Source organism: Streptomyces sp. NPDC045998, assembly GCF_056430285.1.
Map to the genome: position 1 here is coordinate 547,563 of NZ_JBWKLJ010000004.1, position 17,143 is coordinate 564,705.

General features: G+C 69.8%; 18 protein-coding genes. 8 read left to right on the plus strand and 10 right to left on the minus strand.

Features of this window, described 5'->3' with window-relative positions; translation table 11 throughout:
* Positions 1-40: 40 nt before the first annotated feature.
* From AC07FJ_RS15570 to AC07FJ_RS15580, 3 genes are all read right to left on the minus strand, one after another.
* Positions 41-1,072: an alanine racemase gene (locus AC07FJ_RS15570; RefSeq protein WP_361424154.1), complete on the minus strand. Its 1,032-nt coding sequence runs from the start codon at positions 1,070-1,072 to the stop codon at positions 41-43.
* Positions 1,073-1,144: 72 nt separating this feature from the next.
* Positions 1,145-2,263 carry a lipid II:glycine glycyltransferase FemX gene (locus AC07FJ_RS15575; protein WP_479049247.1) on the minus strand — a complete coding sequence of 373 codons (1,119 nt, stop codon included), beginning with the start codon at positions 2,261-2,263 and terminating at the stop codon, positions 1,145-1,147.
* A 152-nt stretch (positions 2,264-2,415) separates the two neighbouring features.
* A complete protein-coding gene (locus AC07FJ_RS15580) occupies positions 2,416-2,730 on the minus strand; it encodes a hypothetical protein (protein WP_479049249.1) in 315 nt (104 codons plus the stop codon).
* 271 nt (positions 2,731-3,001) lie between these two features.
* Between AC07FJ_RS15580 and rpsF the strand changes: the two genes are divergently transcribed.
* The 4 genes from rpsF to rplI all read left to right on the plus strand — a co-directional run bounded on the left by rpsF (position 3,002) and on the right by rplI (position 4,723).
* The gene (gene rpsF, locus AC07FJ_RS15585; RefSeq protein ID WP_003956532.1) at positions 3,002-3,292 is read left to right on the plus strand and encodes a 30S ribosomal protein S6; all 291 of its coding nucleotides are present in this window, start codon (positions 3,002-3,004) and stop codon (positions 3,290-3,292) included.
* Positions 3,293-3,363: 71 nt separating this feature from the next.
* Positions 3,364-3,942: a single-stranded DNA-binding protein gene (locus AC07FJ_RS15590; RefSeq protein WP_468286016.1), complete on the plus strand. Its 579-nt coding sequence runs from the start codon at positions 3,364-3,366 to the stop codon at positions 3,940-3,942.
* Between the two features lie 79 nt (positions 3,943-4,021).
* A complete protein-coding gene (gene rpsR / locus AC07FJ_RS15595) occupies positions 4,022-4,258 on the plus strand; it encodes a 30S ribosomal protein S18 (RefSeq protein ID WP_005315025.1) in 237 nt (78 codons plus the stop codon).
* An 18-nt stretch (positions 4,259-4,276) separates the two neighbouring features.
* Positions 4,277-4,723, plus strand: coding sequence for a 50S ribosomal protein L9 (rplI, locus tag AC07FJ_RS15600; protein WP_361424142.1), 447 nt, complete (start codon positions 4,277-4,279; stop codon positions 4,721-4,723).
* Positions 4,724-4,814: 91 nt separating this feature from the next.
* Here rplI and AC07FJ_RS15605 read toward each other — a convergent pair whose 3' ends face one another.
* Positions 4,815-6,152, minus strand: a complete 1,338-nt coding sequence (locus AC07FJ_RS15605; RefSeq protein ID WP_479049251.1) for an MATE family efflux transporter — start codon at positions 6,150-6,152, stop codon at positions 4,815-4,817.
* 423 nt (positions 6,153-6,575) lie between these two features.
* Between AC07FJ_RS15605 and dnaB the strand changes: the two genes are divergently transcribed.
* Positions 6,576-8,066: a replicative DNA helicase gene (dnaB, locus tag AC07FJ_RS15610; protein ID WP_361424136.1), complete on the plus strand. Its 1,491-nt coding sequence runs from the start codon at positions 6,576-6,578 to the stop codon at positions 8,064-8,066.
* 17 nt (positions 8,067-8,083) lie between these two features.
* Here the strand turns inward: dnaB and AC07FJ_RS15615 are convergent, their stop codons facing one another.
* Together AC07FJ_RS15615 and AC07FJ_RS15620 are read right to left on the minus strand one after the other, a co-directional pair.
* Positions 8,084-9,088: a HEAT repeat domain-containing protein gene (locus AC07FJ_RS15615; protein WP_479049253.1), complete on the minus strand. Its 1,005-nt coding sequence runs from the start codon at positions 9,086-9,088 to the stop codon at positions 8,084-8,086.
* A gap of 3 nt (positions 9,089-9,091) precedes the next feature.
* Positions 9,092-9,763, minus strand: coding sequence for a HEAT repeat domain-containing protein (locus AC07FJ_RS15620; protein WP_479049255.1), 672 nt, complete (start codon positions 9,761-9,763; stop codon positions 9,092-9,094).
* A 131-nt stretch (positions 9,764-9,894) separates the two neighbouring features.
* Between AC07FJ_RS15620 and AC07FJ_RS15625 the strand changes: the two genes are divergently transcribed.
* Complete coding sequence (locus tag AC07FJ_RS15625) at positions 9,895-11,271, plus strand: serine hydrolase domain-containing protein (protein ID WP_479049257.1); 1,377 nt, start codon at positions 9,895-9,897, stop codon at positions 11,269-11,271.
* 42 nt (positions 11,272-11,313) lie between these two features.
* On the opposite strand, the gene AC07FJ_RS15630 is transcribed toward AC07FJ_RS15625, so the two are convergent.
* Positions 11,314-11,766: an N-acetyltransferase family protein gene (locus tag AC07FJ_RS15630; RefSeq protein WP_479049259.1), complete on the minus strand. Its 453-nt coding sequence runs from the start codon at positions 11,764-11,766 to the stop codon at positions 11,314-11,316.
* A gap of 10 nt (positions 11,767-11,776) precedes the next feature.
* Positions 11,777-12,244, minus strand: a complete 468-nt coding sequence (locus AC07FJ_RS15635; RefSeq protein WP_468285999.1) for a MarR family winged helix-turn-helix transcriptional regulator — start codon at positions 12,242-12,244, stop codon at positions 11,777-11,779.
* Positions 12,245-12,386: 142 nt separating this feature from the next.
* Between AC07FJ_RS15635 and AC07FJ_RS15640 the strand changes: the two genes are divergently transcribed.
* Positions 12,387-13,601: an MFS transporter gene (locus AC07FJ_RS15640; RefSeq protein ID WP_479049261.1), complete on the plus strand. Its 1,215-nt coding sequence runs from the start codon at positions 12,387-12,389 to the stop codon at positions 13,599-13,601.
* A 484-nt stretch (positions 13,602-14,085) separates the two neighbouring features.
* Positions 14,086-15,633: a globin domain-containing protein gene (locus AC07FJ_RS15645; protein ID WP_479049263.1), complete on the plus strand. Its 1,548-nt coding sequence runs from the start codon at positions 14,086-14,088 to the stop codon at positions 15,631-15,633.
* A gap of 14 nt (positions 15,634-15,647) precedes the next feature.
* Here the strand turns inward: AC07FJ_RS15645 and AC07FJ_RS15650 are convergent, their stop codons facing one another.
* Positions 15,648-16,127: an NUDIX domain-containing protein gene (locus tag AC07FJ_RS15650; protein WP_468285993.1), complete on the minus strand. Its 480-nt coding sequence runs from the start codon at positions 16,125-16,127 to the stop codon at positions 15,648-15,650.
* A gap of 42 nt (positions 16,128-16,169) precedes the next feature.
* Positions 16,170-17,066, minus strand: a complete 897-nt coding sequence (locus tag AC07FJ_RS15655; RefSeq protein WP_479049265.1) for a LysR family transcriptional regulator — start codon at positions 17,064-17,066, stop codon at positions 16,170-16,172.
* Between the last annotated feature and the right edge of the window lie 77 nt (positions 17,067-17,143).

The window sequence follows — 17,143 nt, forward strand, 5'->3', positions numbered from 1 at the left end:
CGGGGCCTGGTGGCCCCGGGGCTGTCTTCCGGATCAGGCCTTAGCGGTCGACCAGGCGGTCGAACTGCGTCGTGGTGTGCCGCAGGTGGGCCACCAGTTCGTCGCCGACCTTCGGCTCCTGCGCGTCGGACGGGACGAACAGGATCGACACCTGCATGTGCGGCGGCTCCGCGAACCAGCGCTGTTTGCCCGCCCAGACGAACGGCGAGAGGTTGCGGTTGACGGTCGCCAGACCGGCGCGGGCCACGCCCTTGGCGCGCGGCATCACGCCGTGCATCGCCTTGGGGGCCTCCAGGCCCACCCCGTGCGACGTACCGCCCGCGACGACGACGAGCCAGCCGTCCGACGCCGCCTTCTGCTGGCGGTAGCCGAAGCGGTCGCCCTTCGACACGCGCGTCACGTCCAGGACGGCGCCCCGGTACTGCGTCGCCTCGTGGTCACCGAGCCACAGCCGCGTACCGATCCGCGCGCGGAACCGGGTCTGCGGGAACTGCTGCTGGAGCCGCGCCTGCTCCTCGGCCTTCAGGTGGCTGACGAACATGGTGTGCAGCGGCAGCCGGGCCGCCCGCAGCCGGTCCATCCAGCCGATGACCTCCTCGACGGCGTCGGTGCCGTCCGTACGGTCCAGCGGGAGGTGGAGCGCGAAGCCCTCCAGGCGTACGTCCTCGATGGCGCTCTGCAGCAGGCCCAGCTCGTGCTCGCCGATGCCGTGCCGCTTCATCGAGCTCATGCACTCGATGACGACCCGGGCGCCGACCAGCGCGTGCACGCCGTCCACCGACGACACCGACCGGATCACCCGGTCCGGCAGCGGCACCGGCTCCTCACCGCGCCGGAACGGCGTCAGGACCAGCAGGTCCCCGCCGAACCAGTCCTTGATGCGCGCCGCCTCGTACGTCGTGCCCACGGCGAGCATGTCGGCGCCGAAGCGGGACGCCTCGTCCGACAGCCGCTCGTGGCCGAAGCCGTAGCCGTTGCCCTTGCAGACCGGGACCAGACCTGGGAACTGGTCGATCACGGTCTTCTGGTGCGCCCGCCAGCGAGCGGTGTCGACGTAGAGGGAGAGCGCCATGGCCGGCCCGGAACCTTTCTGTGGCTGCGGTGTATCGACGGTGTGTACGAGGCTTACGAGACTACGCGGGCCTCAGCGGCGCGACATGTAGATGTCGAGCGCCTTGTGCAGCAGCTTGTTCAGCGGGAAGTCCCATTCACCGATGTACTCGACGGCCTCGCCGCCGGTGCCCACCTTGAACTGGATCAGGCCGAAGAGGTGGTCGGTCTCGTCGAGCGAGTCGGAGATGCCGCGCAGGTCGTAGACGGTCGCGCCCATCGCGTAGGCGTCGCGCAGCATGCGCCACTGCATCGCGTTCGACGGCCGGAACTCACGACCGATGTTGTCGGAGGCGCCGTAGGAGTACCAGACGTGGCCGCCGACGACGAGCATGGTCGCGGCCGACAGGTTCACGCCGTTGTGGCGGGCGAAGTACAGCCGCATGCGGTTGGGGTCCTCGTTGTTGAGGACGGTCCACATGCGCTGGAAGTAGGAGAGGGGCCGCGGGCGGAAGCGGTCGCGGACGGCGGTGATCTCGTACAGCCGCTGCCACTCCTCCAGGTCCTGGTAACCGCCCTGGACGACCTCGACGCCGGCCTTCTCGGCCTTCTTGATGTTGCGCCGCCACAGCTGGTTGAAGCCCTTGAGGACGTCGTCGAGCGAACGGTTCGCCAGCGGGACCTGGAAGACGTAGCGGGGCTGTACGTCACCGAAGCCGGCGCCGCCGTCCTCGCCCTGCTGCCAGCCCATCTTGCGGAGCCGGTCCGACACCTCGAAGGCGCGCGGCTCGATGTGGGTGGCCTCGACGTCGCGCAGGCGCTTGACGTCCGGGTCCTGGATGCCGGACTTGATCGCGCCCGCGTCCCAGCGGCGGATGACGACCGGCGGGCCCATCTTCACCGAGAAGGCGCCCTGGTTCTTCAGGTGCGCCAGCATCGGCTGCAGCCAGTCGTCCAGGTTCGGCGCGTACCAGTTGATCACCGGGCCCTCGGGGAGGTACGCGAGGTACCGCTTGATCTTCGGGAGCTGGCGGTACAGCACCAGGCCGGCGCCGACGAGCTGGCCGCTCGCGTCGAACCAGCCCAGGTTCTCCGAGCGCCACTCCGTCTTCACGTCCGCCCACGCAGGGACCTGGCAGTGACTCGCCGACGGCAGGCTCTGGATGTACGCCAGATGCTGCTCACGGCTGATGGTCCTCAGGGTCAGGCTCATTGCGGGGCGCTCCTCGGCAGGTGTGTCCCCATGGGATCAGGGGCTCCGGCTCTCGCGCCGAAGCCTACTGGCACCGGGGAGCGCCCCGTATTGGTGGAGGTGGAGTGCGCGCTCTACGGCTGGATCAGCGTGTGCGCGCGGGCGGTTCGGCGCTAGCCGAGGACACCGCCGAACAGGCCTCCGCGCGCCATCCCGAGGAAGAAACCGACCGCCGACGCTCCCAGACCGATGATCAGCAGCGTCCGTTCACGGGTCGTCTCGGAGACGTACTGGCCGTAGGCGCCGGTGAGGATGCCCACCAGCCCCGCCCAGGAGCTCACCAGGTGGAGGCTGTGGAACTGCGCGGTGATGAAGGCGAGAGCGCCCAGGACCAGGGTCACGACCATCAGCGTGTCCGGGACCGGATGGGGCTTGCCGTCCGTGGCGAAGAGGGACGAGGAGGGATGACGGTGAAATGCCTGAGCCATGAGGTACCTCCTGGCTGTGCCGAAGGCGGCGCATCGTAGCGCCGCACGCACCCGATGTGTACAGATTGCGTCCCCTCACCACGGGATTTCAACCGGAAGCCGCTGTGCGGGTACTCTGTACGGTCTGCGCCGGTGTCTGCCCATGCCCTGATCACGAGCTCTCACTCACTGAGGGCGATTGTCAGTGGTGGCGGATACCGTTGCTTACGCATCACGACCCTCCTGCCACGGAACGACCGTGGCCGCTGAGTCCAAAGGAGGTGGGTTCCACATGCGTCACTACGAGGTGATGGTCATCCTCGACCCCGATCTGGAGGAGCGCGCTGTCGCCCCCCTGATCGAGAACTTCCTCTCCGTCGTCCGTGAGGGCAACGGAAAGGTGGAGAAGGTCGACACCTGGGGCCGTCGTCGTCTCGCTTACGAGATCAAGAAGAAGCCCGAGGGCATCTACTCGGTCATCGACCTGCAGGCCGAGCCTGCGGTCGTCAAGGAGCTCGACCGCCAGATGAACCTGAACGAGTCGGTCCTCCGGACCAAGGTCCTCCGCCCCGAGACCCACTGAGCATCCGCTCAGAGGTCGTCGGGTTCGAGTAGCAGCAAGCAGCCAGAAGCAATCCCGCCGAGAGGTTCCCCATGGCAGGCGAGACCGTCATCACGGTCGTCGGCAATCTTGTCGACGACCCCGAGCTGCGCTTCACCCCGTCCGGTGCGGCGGTCGCGAAGTTCCGTGTCGCGTCCACTCCCCGCACCTTCGATCGTCAGACCAATGAGTGGAAGGACGGCGAAAGCCTCTTCCTGACCTGCTCGGTCTGGCGCCAGGCGGCGGAGAACGTCGCCGAGTCGCTCCAGCGCGGCATGCGCGTCGTCGTGCAGGGCCGGCTGAAGCAGCGGTCCTACGAGGACCGCGAGGGCGTCAAGCGCACGGTCTTTGAGCTGGACGTCGAGGAAGTCGGCCCCAGCCTCAAGAACGCCACGGCCAAGGTCACCAAGACCACCGGTCGCGGTGGCCAGGGCGGCTACGGCGGCGGCCAGCAGGGCGGCGGCAACTGGGGCGGAGCCCCGGCTGGTGGCCAGCAGGGTGGCGCGGCTCCCGCCGACGACCCCTGGGCGACCAGCGCGCCGGCCGGTGGCGGCCAGCAGGGTGCCGGCGGCGGCGGTGGCGGCTGGGGCGGAAGCTCCGGCGGCGGCTACTCGGACGAGCCCCCCTTCTAGACCCTCGGGTCTTCGAGGGGCCAGGCCTTCACGGGCCATGGCTCGCACCACAACTTCTTGATCACACAGGAGATACACAATGGCGAAGCCGCCTGTGCGCAAGCCGAAGAAGAAGGTCTGCGCATTCTGCAAGGACAAGACCGCTTACGTGGACTACAAGGACACGAACATGCTGCGGAAGTTCATTTCCGACCGCGGCAAGATCCGTGCCCGCCGCGTGACCGGCAACTGCACGCAGCACCAGCGTGACGTCGCCACGGCGGTCAAGAACAGCCGTGAGATGGCGCTGCTGCCCTACACGTCCACCGCGCGCTAAGGAGAGGGTGACCGAATCATGAAGATCATCCTCAAGCACGAGGTGTCCGGTCTCGGCACCGCCGGCGATGTCGTCGAGGTCAAGGACGGCTACGCTCGCAACTACCTGGTCCCGCGTGGTTTCGCGATCCGCTGGACCAAGGGTGGCGAGAAGGACGTGGCGCAGATCCGCCGCGCCCGCAAGATCCACGAGATCGCGACCATCGAGCAGGCCAACGAGGTCAAGGCCCAGCTCGAGGGCGTCAAGGTGCGTCACGCCGTGCGCGCCGGTGACTCCGGTCGTCTCTTCGGCTCCGTGACTCCGGCCGACATCGCCTCGGCGATCAAGGCTGCCGGTGGCCCGGACGTCGACAAGCGCCGTGTCGAGCTCGGCTCGCCGATCAAGACGCTGGGCTCGCACCAGGTCTCCGTGCGTCTGCACGCCGAGGTCGTCGCGAAGCTCAACGTGGAGATCGTCGCCGCCTAAGCGACGCGTTCGCGTTCTGCGTCAGCAGTGCAGAAGGGCCGCACCCCGTCGGGTGCGGCCCTTCTGTCGTGTTTCACGTGAAACATGCCGTTCAGCGGGTGGCACCGGTGACCAGCCAGCGCCCTGAACGGGCCCGTAGCCAGAGCGTCAGCATGCGGACGGTCATCATCAGCGCCATGGCCCACCACAGGGCTGTCAGGCCGCCGCCGAGGACGGGAACCAGCAGGGCGACCGGCGCGAAGACGGCCAGTGTCACCACCATCGCGCCCGCCAGATACGGGCCGTCGCCCGCGCCCATGAGGACGCCGTCGAGGATGAAGACCACTCCGGAGACCGGCTGGGACAGCGCCACCACGAGCAGCGCGGGCAGCAGCGTGTCCTGCACGGTCTCGTCGCCCGTGAACAGCGGGATGAACAGCCGTCGCGCCAGCACGATCAGCGCGCCGAGGACCAGCCCGGAGACGATGCCCCACTGGACCATGCGCCGGCATACCTGGCGGGCCCCTTCGGTGTCGCCTGCGCCGAGGTAGCGCCCGATGATGGCCTGCCCGGCGATGGCGATCGCGTCCAGTGCGAAGGCTGTCAGGCTCCACAGGGAGAGGATGATCTGGTGAGCGGCGACCTCGACGTCGCCGAGGCGTGCCGCGACGGCCGTGGCGATCATCAGGATCGCGCGCAGCGACAGCGTACGGACCAGCAGCGGGACTCCGGCCTGGGCGCTGGCGCGTATGCCGGCGGCGTCGGGCCGCAGGGAGGCGCCATGGCGGCGTGCTCCGCGTACGACGACGATGAGATAGGCGACGGCCATGCCGCACTGGGCGATCACCGTGCCCCAGGCGGAGCCCGCGATGCCGAGACCGGCGCCGTAGACCAGGGCCGCGTTCAGGGCCGCGTTGGCGGCGAATCCGCCGATGGCCACGTACAGCGGTGTCCTGGTGTCCTGGAGGCCGCGCAGGACGCCGGTGGCGGCCAGTACGACGAGCATGGCCGGTATGCCGAGGCTGGATATGCGCAGATAGGTGATGGCGTAGGGAGCCGCGGTGTCGGACGCGCCGAAGAGGTCGACCAGCCCGGGGGCCATCGGCAGGGTGACGGCGATGACGGTGATGCCCAGGAAGAGCGCGAGCCAGATGCCATCCATGCCCTGGCGGATGGCGGCCGGGAGGTCTCCCGCGCCGACGCGGCGGGCGACGGCGGCCGTGGTGGCGTACGCGAGGAAGACGAAGACGCTCACGGCGGTCGCCAGCAGTGCGGCCGCGATGCCGAGGCCGGCGAGCTGGGGGGTGCCGAGGTGGCCGACGATGGCGCTGTCGACCATCAGGAAGAGCGGTTCGGCGACGAGCGCTCCGAACGCCGGGACGGCGAGCGCGATGATCTCGCGGTCGTGTCGGCGGCGGGAGCTTCCGGGGGGCGCGGGGGCCTGGGTCATGGTTTCAATCTAACCGTCCACAGGTAAGAGGCGCAATGGCTAAGTGATCCTTACCTGCGACGGTGTGGTCGCTTCGGCTGTGGGCCGTTTGTTCTGATCTTGTCGGCGGGGGGAAAGTTTTTCTCCCCCACAGCCGGTGGATGGAAAAATGCCAGGTCAGCGGCACTGTCGAGGCGTGGCTATGAGTTTGTCCACACGGCTGTCCCCCGCTCCGTGCACAGGTTCTCTGGGGTTCTCCACAGCATCTGGCTCTTCACCCACAGGCCCTGTGGATAACCAGATTGGCTGACGGTGCCCGCGGGCCTAACGTGGTCCGGCGCTCGCCACGCGAAAAGCGGAGTCGAGCGCGTCGTTTTGTCAGTGCCGTGCCGTAGAAAGAGTGGCACGGCGAGGTCCGCGGAGCGGACGGGAGGAGGTGGGCCGGTGAACATCCCCGAGCCCTTGGACGACCCCTGGGCCGACGCCGGTCCCGGTGACCGTCTGCCCGTCACCCGCCAGCGCGGCAGCGATGCCCGCGGCCGTGCCCGGAGTCGCGAGGAGCAGCACGAGCGCGGCAGCGAAGACGGCCCGTGGGACAGCGGTGCCGGCGGTTTCGAGCGGGTGCCGCCGCAGGACCTGGACGCCGAGCAGTCGGTGCTCGGCGGCATGCTGCTCTCCAAGGACGCCATCGCGGACGTCGTGGAGATCATCAAGGGCCACGACTTCTACAAGCCGGCCCACGAGACCATCTACACCGCGATCCTCGACCTCTACGCCAAGGGCGAGCCCGCCGACCCCATCACGGTCGGCGCCGAGCTGACCAAGCGCGGCGAGATCAACCGTGTCGGCGGCGCCCCCTACCTGCACACCCTGGTCCAGTCGGTCCCGACCGCGGCCAACGCGTCGTACTACGCGGAGATCGTCCACGAGCGCGCGGTGCTGCGCCGCCTCGTGCAGGCGGGCACGAAGATCACGCAGATGGGATACGCGGCCGACGGGGACGTCGACGAGATCGTCAACCAGGCCCAGGCGGAGATCTACGCCGTCACCGAGCAGCGCACCAGCGAGGACTACCTCCCCCTCGGCGACATCATGGAGGGCGCGCTCGACGAGATCGAGGCGATCGGCTCGCGCAGCGGCGAGATGACCGGCGTTCCCACCGGGTTCACCGACTTCGACGCCCTGACGAACGGCCTCCATCCCGGCCAGATGATCGTGATCGCGGCCCGTCCCGCCATGGGTAAGTCGACGCTCGCCCTCGACTTCGCCCGCGCGTGTTCGATCAAGCACAACCTGCCGAGCGTGATCTTCTCGCTCGAAATGGGCCGCAACGAGATTGCCATGCGTCTGCTCTCCGCGGAGGCGCGCGTGGCGCTGCACCACATGCGCTCCGGCACGATGACGGACGAGGACTGGACCCGCCTGGCGCGCCGCATGCCGGACGTCTCCCAGGCGCCGCTCTACATCGACGACTCGCCGAACCTGTCGATGATGGAGATCCGGGCCAAGTGCCGGCGCCTGAAGCAGCGCAACAATCTGAAGCTCGTCGTGATCGACTACCTCCAGCTGATGCAGTCGGGCGGCTCCAAGCGTGCCGAGAGCCGCCAGCAGGAGGTCTCGGACATGTCGCGAAACCTGAAGCTGTTGGCGAAGGAGCTGGAGCTCCCGGTCATCGCCCTCTCCCAGCTGAACCGTGGGCCCGAGCAGCGCACCGACAAGAAGCCGATGGTCTCGGACCTCCGTGAGTCGGGTTCGATCGAGCAGGACGCGGACATGGTGATCCTGCTGCACCGTGAGGACGCCTACGAAAAGGAGTCACCGCGTGCGGGCGAGGCCGATCTGATCGTGGCGAAGCACCGTAACGGTCCGACGGCGACGATCACGGTGGCCTTCCAGGGCCACTACTCACGCTTCGTCGACATGGCGCAGACGTGAGCCGTCGGACCCGACAGTCAGCCCGCGTCGCGCAGCTGAAGAAGGTACGCGGCGGTCAGCGCCACGGAGGGGTCCGCGTCGTGCGCCAGCTCCATGAGGGCATGTGACGCTCTCGTCCCGGGAATGCCCGCCAGCGCCTGCGTCAGTCGTCCGCGTGCGGGCGCCGCAGTCGTGTCAGGGGCGAGGTGGTCGACGAGTGTGGTCGCGATCCGGTCCGCCGTCGTGGCGTCGCCGGCCAGCACGCTCAGCGCATCGGCCGCGTCGGTGTCGTTTCTGCCCTCCACGATCATCTCGATGAGGATCGGGAGCGTGTCGGTCATCCCATGCGTCCCGAGCGCCACAGCCGCATGCCCGCGGACCACGACGTCGGGGTGGGCGAGGGCATCCCGCAGATGCGTGGTGGCTCCGTCGCCGGGCATCTCGGCGAGGGAGCGAACGGCGCGTTCCCGCACCGCGGCCACGGGCGAGCCGAGGCCCTGCGCCAGCAGCGCCGAAGCGTGGTCACCCGATCTCGCCAGCGCCCATCGAAGGGCCCCGGCGACGTTCGGGTCCGTCTCGTTCAGTGCCGCCTCGACCAGGGCCTCCGTCGGCGGCGGAGCCTCGTCGACCGAGGACATGGCCGCGCGCTGACGCGCGCTGGGGCTTTTCGACGCCAGGGCCTGGAGGAGTGCGACGACCTGGAGGACGTCCTCCCAGCCGGCGGGGTCCGCGGCATCGATCCGGCGCAGCCGCGTGAGCAGTTCGGTCTCCGCCGCGATGCGCTCCCGCGTCTGCTGGATGAGGTCGTCGACGAGGGCCGAGGGGGTGAAGCCGGGATCGACGAACACACGCCCGATCTCCCGTAGTGACAGCCCCAGCGATCGCAGGGTCTCGATATGGAAGATCCGCTGGATGTCCTCCCCCGAGTACTGCCGGTAGCCCGAGTCGGTACGACCGGAAGGGCGCACCAGACCGAGTGACTCGTAGTGCCGGAGCATGCGGGCACTGACCCCGGACCGTCGCGCCACCTCGCCGATCAACACGTCCTACAGTCCCTCCTGTCCGGACCCGCCGAGAGCCACGACCCGTTTCGCCTCCTCGATCGCGAACTCGAACCTGGTGTCCGGGTCGCGCAGCAGTCGTTGTGTGGCGAGCGCGTGCACGCGCACGCGCGGGTCGGGGGCCGCCGTTGCGGCAAGCAGCGTCGGCACCATCACATCACCCAGCGCGACCAGCGCCCGGCTGAGGCTCAGCTGAGTCTCCCGTTCGCCGCGCCCGAGCTGTGTCGCCAGTACCGTGGCCAAAGCGGCCTCTTCGCCTTCCGGCACGAGCACGACCGCGGCCCGCCAGGCGCTTCGCGCCACCTCCTCGTCGGCGTCGGTCAGGAGTGTCCTGGTGATCGCCGGCCATGCCCGCCGATCACCGATCTTGGACAGCGTGTGCAGCGCCTGACTCCGTGCCTGCGCCCGCTCCGAGCGGGTTTCGCGGAGCAGCCGGGGAAGCGTCACGGACACCGGGTGGCGGGCCAGCGCCCAGGTCAGCATGTCGCGGACGAAGAACTCCGGCTCGATCGCGCACCGTTCGACGAGCTTGTCGACGAAGCGGGGGTCAGGCGTCGTGCCGACTGCCAGAGCTGCCCGCAGCCGCGTGGACGAACGGCCGTCCTCCAACCCCCGGAGCACTCCTACGGCGTCTGCTTCCCGTTGTGTGGTCGTCATCGTGACCACCTCCTCGGCAAGCAGTGAAGGGCCTGCCACCGTGTCAAGGTCAAGCTTGATCCGAGATGGGGATTTCCCGGGGGGCGGAAAGCCGGTCGACGCCCCGCGGCCCCGGCCGATACACCTGGGGCATGACCTCAACCTTCGAAGCTCTGCTGCCCAGCACCGAACGGGCCCTCCTGCACCGGGTGGCCACCGCCCAGGCCGAGGGCCGTACGCCCTCCCTCGTCGGCGCCGTCGTCCGGGACGGCGAGGTGGTGTGGACGGGCTCGCGCAGCTGTGTGGACGGGCATGCGCCGGACGCCGATACGCAGTACCGCGTGGGCTCCATCACCAAGACGTTCACAGCCGTGCTGGTGCTGAGGCTGCGGGATGAGGGGCTGCTCGACCTGGCCGACCCGCTGGAGAAGCACCTGCCCGGTACGGGAGTGGGTGAGGTGACGATCGCTCAACTGCTCGGTCACACCGCAGGACTCGCCGCCGAGTCACCCGCCCCCTGGTGGGAGCGGACGCCGGGGACGCTGCGGCCGGAGCTCGCCGACGTGCTCGGAGAGCGACCGCTTCTGCACCCGTCGGGCCGACGGCACCACTACTCCAACACCGGCTACACGCTCCTCGGATCCCTCGTGGAGGCAGTGCGCGGGGTGCCGTGGGAAGAGGCGCTGCGCACCGAGATCCTGGAGCCGTTGGGGCTGCACCGTACGAGCACGCAGCCCGTCACGCCGCACGCCGGTGGTTGGGCGGTGCATCCCTGGGCGGACGTCATGCTGCCGGAGCCGGTGGAGGACCTCGGGCTGATGGCGCCGGCCGGGCAGCTCTGGTCGACGGCCGGTGACCTCTGCCGGTTCGCGGTTTTTCTCGCCGAGGGCGACGACCGTGTGCTGCGCGCGGAGTCGGTACGGGAGATGCGCACGCCTGCCGCTCCGCCGGAGAGCGGCGACTGGGACAGCGGGTACGGCCTCGGACTGCAGCTGGTGCGCAGGGACGGCCGCACGCTCATCGGGCACAGCGGCTCACTGCCGGGTTTCCTCGCCGGGCTGTGGGTGAGCGTGGCGGACAGGCTGGCGGCCGTGGTGCTCGCCAATGCCACCTCCGGACTGTTGCCCGGCGCCGTCGCCGCCGATCTCGTACGGATCGTGGCGGAGGCCGAGCCGCGCATTCCCGAGCCGTGGCGGCCGCTGCCCGGCGTCGATCCGGCGCTGCTGGAGCTGACCGGCCCTTGGTACTGGGGGACGTACGCCTACGGTCTGGCGGCGGTGGCCGACGGAGGAGTGGAACTGCGCCCGCTGCGGGGTCAAGGGCGCGCGTCGCGCTTCCTGGCGAAAAGTGAGTCCACTTGGATCGGCCTCGACGGCTACTACTCGGGAGAGACGTTGCGGGTGGTGCGGCGGGAGGACGGCTCGGTGAGCCATCTCGATCTGGGGTCGTTCGTGTTCACTCGGGAGCCGTACGAGGCCGGCGACGCCGTGCCCGGTGGCGTGGACGAGGGCGGCTGGCGTGGCCTGTGAGGCTCCGCTCCTGTGTTTCACGTGAAACACAGGAGCGGCTCTCTAGAGGGCCATCTTGAATCCGACGTGCGATGCCGTGAAGCCGAGCCGCTCGTAGAAGCGGTGGGCATCGGTGCGCGACGCATTGGACGTCAACTGGACCAGTTGGACGTTCTGGCGCCGTGATTCCTCGACCGCCCATTCGATGAGCTGTGTGCCGAGTCCATGGCCCCGCTCGTCGGCGTGTATCCGTACTCCCTCGATGACCGACCGGGTGGAGCCGCGCAGAGTAAGCCCCGGGATGATCGTCAGCTGCAGCGTTCCGATCACCTGGTCGTCGCGTACGGCGACGACCAGCTGCTGGTTGGGGTCGCTGGACAGCCGCTCGAAGGCGGCTGTGTAAGGGGAGAGGTCGTCGGGCGATTCGCGCTGGGCCCCCAGGGGGTCGTCGGCGAGCATCGCCACGATCGCGGGGAGATCGGCGGAGCGTGCGGGCCTGATGTGAAGATCGTTCATGGCCTGCACGTTAGGGGAGGGCGGCCGGAGCGCGCAGCTCTTCCACCGCCTTGACGAGGGGGGCGAGGTCCGGGTTCTTCGCGGCCTCGTCGAGCGCCTCGCGCAGAGCGGCGTCGTTGGTGGGCCGGGCCTTCTCGAGGAGGGCCAGGCCGGCCGGCGTGACGTCCGTGTAGATGCCCCGCCGGTCGGTGTCACACAGATAACGCGTGAGCAGGCCGCGGTCCTCAAGGCGCGTGACCAGGCGGGTGGTCGCGCTCTGGCTCAGGACGACGGCGTCGGCCACCTGCTTCATCTGGAGGTGGCCGCCCGGACCGTTGTGCTGGCGGCTGAGGACGTCGAGCAGTGAGTACTCACGCACGCTCAGACCGTGCTGTCCCTCCAGCGCCCGCTCGATATGGGCCTCGATCTTCCCGTGCAGGAGGGAGAGTGCGCACCAGCCCTGCGAGAGGGCGGTGAGGGCCGGGTCTGTCGCTGTCATGGGGGTCTCTCCTCCGTCCCGGAGCGGCTTGGCCACCAGGATAGACGACATCCGCAATAGCCCGCGCTTGCAATTAACCAGCGCCTGCAATTATTGTCGACGCTCGTAAGGCGCACACGCAATCATCTTGGAGGCAGAACCCATGCCGCTAGCGCTCCTCGCCCTGGCCATCGGGGCGTTCGGTATCGGAACCACTGAGTTCGTGATCATGGGACTGCTGCCCCAGGTCGCCGGTGACTACGGAGTGTCGATCCCCACGGCCGGTTACCTCGTCACCGGCTACGCCCTCGGCGTGGTCCTCGGTGCCCCGGTGATGACCGTCCTGGGCACCAGGGTCTCCCGCAAACGGATGCTGATGCTGCTCATGGGGCTCTTCATCGTCGGGAATCTCCTGTCCGCCATCGCGCCCGCCTTCGGCCTGATGCTCCTCGGCCGGGTCGTCGCCTCGCTCGCCCACGGCGCCTTCTTCGGCATCGGCTCGGTCGTCGCGGCCGACCTGGTCGCCCCGGAGAAGAAGGCCGGCGCGATCGCGATGATGTTCACCGGTCTGACCGTGGCCAATGTCGTCGGCGTACCGGCCGGCACGTTCATCGGCCAGACCGTCGGCTGGCGGGCGACCTTCTTCGTCGTCGCGGCCCTCGGCGTGCTCGGTCTGCTGGGCGTCGCCAGGCTGGTGCCCGAACAGCCCAGGCCCGAAGGCGTACGGCTGCGCCATGAGCTCGCGGCGTTCCGCAACGTGCAGGTGCTGCTCGCCATGGCGATGACCGTGCTCGGCTTCGGTGGCGTCTTCGCCGCGATCACCTACATCACGCCGATGATGACCGAGGCCGCCGGTTTCGCGGAGTCCTCCGTCACCTGGCTGCTCGTGCTGTTCGGCCTCGGCATGGTCGGCGGCAACCTGATCGGCGGCAGGCTGGCCGACCGGGCGCTCATGCCGCTGCTGTACGGATCGCTGGGCGCCCTTGCCCTGGTGCTCGCCCTCTTCACGGTGACCGCACACCAGCAGATCGCCGCCGCGGTCACGATCTTCCTGATCGGCGCCCTCGGCTTCGCGACCGTACCGCCGCTGCAGAAGAGGGTCCTGGACCAGGCCTCCGGCGCGCCCACCCTGGCCTCCGCCGTCAACATCGGCGCCTTCAACCTCGGCAACGCGCTTTCCGCCTGGCTCGGCGGCATCGTGATCGCGGCCGGCTTCGGCTTCACCGCTCCGAACTGGGTCGGCGCCGTGCTCGCCGCCTCCGCGCTCGCTCTGGCCGTCCTGTCCAGCGCCCTGGAGCGCCGGGCCGGTCGCCGCACAAGCCGGGTCGTCGCCGGTGCGACAACCCAGGAGCCGGCCACCAAGACGGCGGCCGTGTGAGACGTCGGGCGGCTTCCTTCGCCTCCGTCCTCCCGGCCCGGGCGCTACCCGGGCCGGGAGGACGTGCTCGCGGGTGGTTTCACGTGAAACATCGTCCGCGCCCCTTGAAGACGTGAAGATCAGGCACCGGCTCTGTGCAGAGTTGGAGGTGGAGCTGGACGAGTGTGTTGCATTCGGTGATTCCATGTCCGACGCGGAGATCCGGTCGGCAGGACATGGAGGCAAGTGAGCCTAACGGGAAGCGGGTGCGAAAATCCGGGCTTTCCCCACTCACTCCGGCGAACCGGTGACTGGTGCCATGCTGCGACAAACCAGCTGCGGTCAACGTCACAAAGGATGACGCTCATCCAGGCCCGCAGCGCGCCGAGGCTACTGTGGCGGCGGGCAGCGATGAGATGACACGGGCAGAGCGGGTATGTGAGCCACGTTCCGGGCCCGTGGAAGTCCGGACACCGACCGAAAGATGTTCGAGGCGAGGCACTCTATGGACGCTCCGACCACCACGTCGGCCGACAACGCCACTTCCGGTGACAGCGGCGGGGGCAGCGGCTGGTTCACGCCGCGCAAACCCGTCACGGTCGGCCCGGCCCCCTCCGACGCCGAGCCGGGACGCGAGGAGGGAGCGGCCCAGGAGCGAATAGGCGCCCCTCGCCGCCCTCTGACGTCGATACGGATGGTGCGCGACAGCGCGACCCGCACACCCCCGCCCACCGGGCACCCGGCCGACGAGCCCGCCGCTCCCGGGGACTGGCCGGGGCAGGGCCGTGCCGCCGAGCATCCCGCCGCCGAGGACCACCCGGCGCCGGAGTCCGCCGCGGCCGCGGCGGCACCCACCACAGCACCCGCCGCAGCGCCCGAGACCCGTTCCCAGGCGCCCGAGGGCGCCCGGCCCGAAGCCCCCCGGCCCGAAGCCCCGGAGACCGGCTCTCCCGACGCCCGACGCGTACGGCGCACGCTCGCCGAGGTGGCCCCCGTGGCCGACAAGGTCACCTCGTACTTCTACGCCCTGCTCTTCACCCGCCACCCCGAGCTGCGGTCCCTCTTCCCCGCCGCCATGGACGCCCAGCGCGACCGGCTTCTCAAGGCGCTGCTGACCGCCGCCGAGCACATGGACGACCCCAACGTGCTCACCGAGTACCTCCAGCACCTGGGTCGCGGCCACCGCAAGTACGGCACCGAGGCGTCGCACTACCCGGCCGTCGGCGAGGCCCTCCTCGGCGCGCTGAGCCGGTACGCGACGACGACTTGGGACGGCGAGACCGAGGCCGCCTGGGTCCGTACGTACACCACCATCTCCCAGATCATGATCGACGCCGCCGCCGAGAACGAGAAGCACGCCCCCGCCTGGTGGCACGCCGAGGTGGTCTCGCACGACCTGAGAACGCCGGACATCGCGGTCATCACGGTCCGCCCCGACCAGCCGTACCCCTTCCTCGCCGGGCAGTACACGAGCGTCGAGACGCCGTGGTGGCCCCGGATCTGGCGGAACTACTCGTTCGCCTCCGCGCCGCGCCCGGACGGCCTGCTCACCTTCCACGTCAAGGCCGTCCCCGCCGGCTGGGTGTCCAACGCGCTGGTCCAGCACGCCCGCCCCGGTGACGTCCTGCGCCTGGGCCCGCCCGCCGGCTCGATGACCGTCGACCACACCACCGACAGCGGCCTGCTCTGCGTGGGCGGTGGCACCGGCATCGCGCCCATCAAGGCGCTGGTCGAGGACGTGGCCGAGCACGGTGCGCGACGCCCCGTCGAGGTCTTCTACGGCGCACGCTCCGACCACGACCTGTACGAGATCGACACGATGCTGCGGCTCCAGCAGTCGCACCCGTGGCTGGAGGTACGCGCCGTCATCGACGGCAAGACGCAGCTGCCCGACATGGTGCGCGAGTACGGGCCGTGGAACGAGTACGACGCGTACCTCTCCGGTCCGCCCGGCATGATCCGCAGCGGCGTCGACGCGCTGCGGGGCGTCGGCATGCCGTACGAGCGCATCCGGCACGACTCGCTCGAGGAGCTGGTCGCCGCGGCTGGCTGATCGACGGCGGCCCGTTACCCCAGGTCGGGGGCGTGCATCGCGCGCACGCCCTCGATGTTGCCGTCCAGGTAGTGCCGCAGCGACAGCGGTACGAGGTGGACGGCGGCGATGCCGACGCGGCTGAAGGGCACCCGGACGACCTCGTACTCGCCCTGTGGCTCGTCCACCTCGGGGCCGTGCCGCTGGGCCGGGTCCATGGACTCCAGCCGGCAGACGAAGAAGTGCTGCACCTTCACACCCGAGACACCGCCGTCGACGATGTGCTCGACGGTGTCGACGAAGCAGGGCACCACATCGGTGATCTTGGCGCCGAGCTCCTCGTGGACCTCCCGGTGCAGCGCGTCGACGACCGTGGCGTCATCCGGCTCGACTCCGCCGCCCGGCGTCAGCCAGTACGGATCCATACCGGGCTTCGTACGCTTGATCAGGATCAGGTCGTCGCCGTCGAGGAGGATGGCGCGTGCGGTGCGCTTGACCACTGGACGTTCGGTCATGGCTTCAAAATGGCCCGCATCGCCCCTCCTGAAACTCCTTCGTCACCAGTCGGCGGCGGCCCGCAGCAGCGACTCGTGCGCCCGCGCGATGTACGGCAGGCCCAGCGTGCCGGCGCGCACGACGAGGAAGTACGTACGCAGCGGCGGCACGGGCGGGTCGAGCAGCGCCACCAGGCGGCCCCGCTCCAGGTCGTCCTCGCACAGATAGCGGGGCAGTACGGCGAGTCCCGCGCCCGAGGCGGCCGACTCCAGGACGGCGCGCAGGTCCGGGGCGATGACGGTGGCCGCGGCGGCCGGCTTGGAGTCGAAGACCGCGGCCCAGTAGCGGGTGACGAACGGCAGCGATTCGTGGACCTCGACCACGGGCAGCTGCTCCAGGACGACCGCGCCCTTGCGGAGCAGGACGCCGGGCCCGAGCCGGGCGGCCCAGCGCGGGGAGGCGACCAGTACGTGCTCCTCGTCGCAGAGCGGGGTGGCGGTGAGCAGGCCGCCGCGGGGCCGGGCCGTGGTGAGGGCGAGGTCGTGGTGCCCGGCGGCCAGCCCTTCCAGGACCTCCTCCGCGGCCCCGGCCAGGGACGTCCGCAGCGTGAGCCCCTGCGAGATCAGTGGCGTGAGGGCGGGCAGGGCGCGTACGGCGGTGAACTCAGGCGGCCCGGCGAGGTGGAGCGTGCGGACGCCGGTCTGTTCGTCGAGCCCCGTCTCCACGATCTCGACCAGTGCGTCCAGGTGCGGGGCCGCCCGGTGGGCGAGCTCGTCGCCGATGGTGGTGGGCGTGACGCCGCGGGCCTGGCGCAGGAACAGCGGACGCCCCAGCTGCCGCTCCAGGGTGCGGATCTGGCTCGTCACGGCGGGCTGGGAGAGGCCCAGCAGGGCGGCGGCGCGGGTGAAGGAGCCGGCCCGGTGCACCGCGACGAACGTGCGCAGCAGGGCAAGGTCCATGCCCGACCCCTCCCACCTTCCCGGCGCGTCGGCAGGACAGCGCTTGCCTGACGGCTCCTCAGGACCGTCCAACTATA

Bases quoted from the DNA above. Each gene is read 5' to 3' on its own strand.
- AC07FJ_RS15570 (WP_361424154.1), bottom strand. From the start codon at position 1,072: ATGGCGCTCTCCCTCTACGTCGACACCGCTCGCTGGCGGGCGCACCAG.
- AC07FJ_RS15575 (WP_479049247.1), bottom strand. From the start codon at position 2,263: ATGAGCCTGACCCTGAGGACCATCAGCCGTGAGCAGCATCTGGCGTAC.
- AC07FJ_RS15580 (WP_479049249.1), bottom strand. From the start codon at position 2,730: ATGGCTCAGGCATTTCACCGTCATCCCTCCTCGTCCCTCTTCGCCACG.
- rpsF (WP_003956532.1), top strand. From the start codon at position 3,002: ATGCGTCACTACGAGGTGATGGTCATCCTCGACCCCGATCTGGAGGAG.
- AC07FJ_RS15590 (WP_468286016.1), top strand. From the start codon at position 3,364: ATGGCAGGCGAGACCGTCATCACGGTCGTCGGCAATCTTGTCGACGAC.
- rpsR (WP_005315025.1), top strand. From the start codon at position 4,022: ATGGCGAAGCCGCCTGTGCGCAAGCCGAAGAAGAAGGTCTGCGCATTC.
- rplI (WP_361424142.1), top strand. From the start codon at position 4,277: ATGAAGATCATCCTCAAGCACGAGGTGTCCGGTCTCGGCACCGCCGGC.
- AC07FJ_RS15605 (WP_479049251.1), bottom strand. From the start codon at position 6,152: ATGACCCAGGCCCCCGCGCCCCCCGGAAGCTCCCGCCGCCGACACGAC.
- AC07FJ_RS15620 (WP_479049255.1), bottom strand. From the start codon at position 9,763: ATGACGACCACACAACGGGAAGCAGACGCCGTAGGAGTGCTCCGGGGG.
- AC07FJ_RS15625 (WP_479049257.1), top strand. From the start codon at position 9,895: ATGACCTCAACCTTCGAAGCTCTGCTGCCCAGCACCGAACGGGCCCTC.
- AC07FJ_RS15630 (WP_479049259.1), bottom strand. From the start codon at position 11,766: ATGAACGATCTTCACATCAGGCCCGCACGCTCCGCCGATCTCCCCGCG.
- AC07FJ_RS15635 (WP_468285999.1), bottom strand. From the start codon at position 12,244: ATGACAGCGACAGACCCGGCCCTCACCGCCCTCTCGCAGGGCTGGTGC.
- AC07FJ_RS15640 (WP_479049261.1), top strand. From the start codon at position 12,387: ATGCCGCTAGCGCTCCTCGCCCTGGCCATCGGGGCGTTCGGTATCGGA.
- AC07FJ_RS15645 (WP_479049263.1), top strand. From the start codon at position 14,086: ATGGACGCTCCGACCACCACGTCGGCCGACAACGCCACTTCCGGTGAC.
- AC07FJ_RS15650 (WP_468285993.1), bottom strand. From the start codon at position 16,127: ATGACCGAACGTCCAGTGGTCAAGCGCACCGCACGCGCCATCCTCCTC.
- AC07FJ_RS15655 (WP_479049265.1), bottom strand. From the start codon at position 17,066: ATGGACCTTGCCCTGCTGCGCACGTTCGTCGCGGTGCACCGGGCCGGC.